Origin of the sequence: Acinetobacter sp. NS-4 (assembly GCF_037402435.1) — a bacterium.
Classification (GTDB): Bacteria; Pseudomonadota; Gammaproteobacteria; order Pseudomonadales; family Moraxellaceae; genus Acinetobacter.
The window spans coordinates 1-2,214 of record NZ_JBBEUE010000040.1; the positions used below are offsets into that span (position 1 = coordinate 1).

1 protein-coding gene is annotated in these 2,214 nt (G+C 39.4%); it reads right to left on the reverse strand.

All coding sequences use genetic code 11. The features are described 5' to 3' along the window. Positions 1-276: 276 nt before the first annotated feature. The gene (locus WAE57_RS15735) at positions 277-1,896 is read right to left on the reverse strand and encodes an oleate hydratase (RefSeq protein ID WP_237788589.1); all 1,620 of its coding nucleotides are present in this window, start codon (positions 1,894-1,896) and stop codon (positions 277-279) included. Positions 1,897-2,214 lie beyond the last annotated feature (318 nt).

Consider the following 2,214-nt stretch of genomic DNA (forward strand, 5'->3'; position numbering starts at 1 on the left):
CTACTAATGACGTATAAAGTTTTATATAATTTTCCTGTTTATGTGATTTAAAATTAGGTACGTACACCGCCTCAACTTTTTAATAAAGTATAAAAGATGTTTACGTAGACAATAACCTTACTTTTGATAGGCTAAAAGTAAACAAAAGCCTTTGTTATCCATACAAAACATCCCTGTTATGATGGATAACATATGGCATCTCTGTCACACTCGATGATTTTAAATTAAACGATGTAATAGTAGCAAAAAGCTGTCCCTTCAGTTTATATTAAAAACTTAGTGGAATACTGTTTCCAAAGCTTTCAAACCAACTTTAGGATCAAGTAAACCATTGTAAATTTCAGGGATTTCACGCTCCACCCCAAAGAATTCATAAATGGCAAGCATCGCCCCACGAACTGAATATTCCACAGTAAAGACCACGTCATCTTCAATTTCCACAAACTGTCCAAGGAAAGCAAAGTTTTGTGAGCCTTGCGGAATCACCTGTGGACGATCTCCGGGTTTACGGCAGGCAAACAGAGCAGAGGCATACGGCATCATGGCTGTGGTAACATCCGTCGTTGCCAAAACATGATCTAAAATGTCGTTAAAACCAAGCTGTTTAATCAGCTCTGTTAGAATTTCTTGTCCTGTGGCTTCAGACATTGGTTTCTTGATGTAATCGCCTATATGGTCAATTTGGAAACCGTAGCCCCATAAGGTATATAAACCATCAGGTAAGTCGGCAAAATGTGGCTGTGCGGGAACCACTATGGATAAATGCCAACCTGACTCATACCAAGTCATCAGTGCACCTGTCCCTGGTTCATTGCCTGTATAGTCAATAATGCGTTTAAGCAGCACGTCATCTTTCATGGTCAGGGTGAATGACTCCCACTTATGTTCATCGACATTGCCATAAAAAGTCATTGGGCGGCCAAAGTCTGGGGCTTTTTGTGCTAGAGTTTCCCAAAGCTTCCAACCATGGTCTTCTCGATTACGAATGAGGGCTGGCACATCATGATTACCACCATAACGCGAGTCTGCGGTAATAGAACCTAAAGTGAAAATGGCTAAATCATTGGCTTTCAGATTAATTTGCTCTGAGCCTTCGGGCAATTGCACATATAGGCGCGAGGCATGGCGTTCTTGGGTTTCAGCATTGGTAATGAAGTCCGCATCTGTGACATAGTGTCCAAAACGTACATCGACACCTTGTGCGACTAGCCAACGCTGTAGGGGTAGTATCATTGAATCATATTGGTTGTACTTGGTACGTTTCACACCCGCTAAGGTATGAATGCGTGGTAACTCTTGAATAAAACGCAAGAAATAGCGTCTCAACTCTGCTGCACTGTGCCATTTTTGAAATGCGAAGGTTGTGCGCCACATGCGCCAGAAATTGGTTTCAAAAAATGCCTCATCAAAAAACTCATCTATGCGACGGCTACCAATTTTGTCTTCTTTTGAAGCCAATAAGCGTAGCATTTGTGCACGATGTAGCGTATTCAGCCCAAGTTTTGCTGCATCAGCAATGACATGTTCGACATCAATCAAACGTGCATTGGCGTGGGTTTGCACTTTTTCATTAAACTCACGACACTCTTCACGCACTGAAATGTCTGGGTTTTCCAAAGATGGTATACTGGAAAATAAATCCCATAGGCATAGATAAGTTTCATCGGTGAGCATACGTCCGCCACGTGTCACCCAAGCTTGTGCGGCATGAGGGGTATGTCCACCGTCCATCGAGCCACCTGAAATATCGCGTTCTTCTAAAATATGGATATTTTTGGCAGGAACTTTGGCATCACGGATTGCAAATGCAGCAGCAGCCATACCTGCGATACCACCACCAATAATCCAAAGATGGGACTGTTGTGCGTCTAATGGGGTGCGCTTCTTCTTTTGCATGGTTCACCTTTAATAATGATGTTAAAAACTATGAAGTATAAAATGTGATTTAGAAAAACCTTAAAAATAGTATGACTTTTTATATATGAAAAATGTATGAAATGGGAAGTAATTTACTCATTATATTTTGTAATCAAAAAAATGTAAGTAATGGTTGTTTTTAATACACATTTGTATTTTTTTTAAAATAAAATATGATTTAAGTAATTGATTTTATTATTTTATAGAGTAATCACTCTATTTTGATCATATTTGTTTGTGTCTGAAGAATGTGTTTGAAACTAGGCTTTCTATTGATCATTAAAAGATATAATTGAA

Excerpts from the sequence above, each read along its gene's own strand:
- WAE57_RS15735 (WP_237788589.1), bottom strand. The coding sequence starts at position 1,896 with ATGCAAAAGAAGAAGCGCACCCCATTAGACGCACAACAGTCCCATCTT.